The organism is Streptomyces sp. NPDC111606, from assembly GCF_055656945.1.
In genome coordinates this window covers 1-2,677 of the sequence record NZ_JBVKBY010000039.1, presented here as the reverse complement: position 1 = coordinate 2,677, position 2,677 = coordinate 1, and the positions used below count along the sequence as shown (strand labels likewise).

The window sequence follows — 2,677 nt, the reverse complement described above, 5'->3', positions numbered from 1 at the left end:
ACACACCACCCGCAACCACCGCCACCGCATCCGGCGACAGCACAGCACGCTCCGCGAAAATCTCATGCACACACCGATCCACCACACCCGACGGAGCCGCCGGGCCCGCGCCGAGCACCGTCTCCCGCTCGCCGGCGGGCAGGTACACGGCACGCGCGTCGCCCTCGGTATCCGCGGCCATCGACTCCAGTACGGCCCGGTACATCGCGACCAGGCGCTCGACGTTGGCGTGGCTGATGACGTGGGAGTCGCCGCGCACACCGAGCACGCCGCTGATCGCCGTCACGGCGAGGGAGAACTCGTTCGGGTTCTCCCCCATCTCCGCTGCCTCGTCGACCAGTTCGCCGTCGACCTGGTGGAAGTCCAGGTAGTTGAAGAAGACGTCCACGAGTCGGCTGCCGCCGCCGGCCTCCCGCTGGATCGCCGGCATCGGGAAGTGACGGTGGGACCAGTTGGCCATCTCCCGTGCGAACACCTGCTGGACCAGCTCGCGCCAGGTCCGGGCGGACCGGTCGGCGGGGAACGGCAGGGTGTTGAGGTGCATGCCGAGCACCCGGTCGGCGCCCGGGGCCTCCGGACGGGTGTGGTGGACGACGCCGGTGTGGAACGCGTCCTCGTCGGTGAGCTGGCTCATCACCTTCAGGTGCGCCGCCAGCAGCACGCTCTTCATAGAGGCTTGGGCCGCCGAAGCCAGCGCGCGCAGACCCGGTTCGAGGTCGTTCAGGCGGAACGCCGTACCCACGGGCTCGGCCGGGACGGAGAGGTCTCCGTGCCAGCCCGCCGGAAGGACGAACTTGGTGTGCTCGGTGACCATGTCACGCCAGTACGCGCGGTCCTCCTTGGACTCCAGGGCCTGCAGTTCCGCGGCGATGGCGTCGGCGAACCGTACGGGAGGCGCCTGGTGGGGCTCCGGGCGGGCGCCGTCGCGCAGGAGGCCGTAGACCTCCAATAGCTCGCTGTAGAGCGAGTTCACGCTCCAGCCCTCCAGGAGGACATGGGACTCCGTGAGGCCGAGCCACCAGGCCTCGTCGCTCTCCAGGTGCGCGGAGACGCGCAGCAGCGGGGCCGCCGACAGGTCGAACACTCCCCGCCGCTCCGCCGCGACGAAGCCCCGCAGCGCACTCTCACGCGCGTCGGCGTCCTCCATCGTGCGGAGGTCGTGCACGGACACCGGGGCCTGAGCGGTCCGGTGGACGATCTGCAGCGGTACCGCGTACCCGTCGAGGTGCACGGAGGTGCGCAGCACCTCGTGCCGCTGCACGACGATGTTCACGGCCTCGCGCAGTGCCTCGCCGTCGAAGGGACGACCGTCGCGGACTCTGAAGAGGCTGACATTGTGGTAGTTGTTCCGGCGGTCGTCGGCGAACTGCTCGGCGATCATGCCGAGCTGGACCTGGGACAGCGGGTAGGCGTCCACGACGTCCTGCGGGAGCTGCGCCCGGTCCTCCTCGCCGATCAGGGAGAAGGACTCGACGGACAACTGCTCCGGCTGCGGGGCGGGCAGGCCGGTGATCAGTTCACCGAGGCCCGCGACCGTGCGGTGCTCGAAGACGTCCCGCACCGCGACATCGAACCCGGCCGCGCGCAGCGCACCCACCAGGGCCACGGCACGGATCGAGTCACCGCCCAGCTCGAAGAACCCGTCCTCGACACCGACGCGCTCAACCCCCAGGACCTCCTGCCACACCCCGGCCACCCGCTCCTCCGTAGGAGTACGCGGAGCGACATAGGTGTACCCAGTCTCGACCGAGGCATCGGGCGCAGGCAGCGCACGACGGTCCAGCTTGCCGTTCACCGTCAGCGGGATCCGATCCAGCTCGACGAAGGCCGCCGGCACCATGTACTCCGGCAACGCACCCGCCACAAAAGCACGCAGCTCGGCCGTCGACGGCAGCTCACCGTCCAGGACCAGGTAAGCGACCAGCCGCTCATCACGGACGATCACCACCGCGTCGCGCACGGCCGGATGCTCCGACAGGCGATCGCTGATCTCACCCGGCTCGATGCGGTAACCACGCACCTTCACCTGGTCGTCCGCACGCCCCAGGAACTCCAGACTCCCGTCAGCGCGACGACGCGCCAGGTCACCACTGCGATACAGACGCGAACCCGCAGGACCGAACGGATCCGGCACGAACCGCTCAGCCGTCAGCTCCGGCCGGTTCAAATACCCACGGGCCACACCCGGACCGCCCACATACATCTCACCGGGAACACCCACCGGCACCAACTCACCGCGGGCATCGAGCAAATGGACGCTCAGATCGTTCAGCGGACGCCCGATCGGGCTCGCCGACCCACCGGCAGCGACGTCCTCCTCGCCGACCGGGTAGTACGTGACATGCACCGTCGTCTCGGTGATGCCGTACATGTTCACCAACCGCGGCGACTCAAGACCATGACGCGCAGCCCAAGTCTGGAGGGGACGGTAGTCGAGGGCCTCCCCGCCGAAGACAACCGTACGGAGTGCGAATTGGCCGCTGTCGTTGCGGGTGCGGTCCTCCTCGATGAGCTGCGTGAACGCCGACGGCGTCTGATTGAGCACCGTCACGCCCTCACGCACCAGCAACTCATGGAAACGACCCGGCTCCCGCGCCGTCATCTCCGGCACCACCACCAGCCGGCCACCATGCAGCAACGCCCCGAAGATCTCCCACACCGAGAAATCGAACGCATA

Annotated in this window: 1 protein-coding gene; it reads right to left on the bottom strand. The window is 68.8% G+C overall.

From position 1 onward, the window contains the following. Positions 1 to 2,677, bottom strand: a 2,677-nt coding sequence (locus ACZ7M7_RS44980; protein WP_472127652.1) for a condensation domain-containing protein, incomplete at both ends; no start/stop codon positions are given.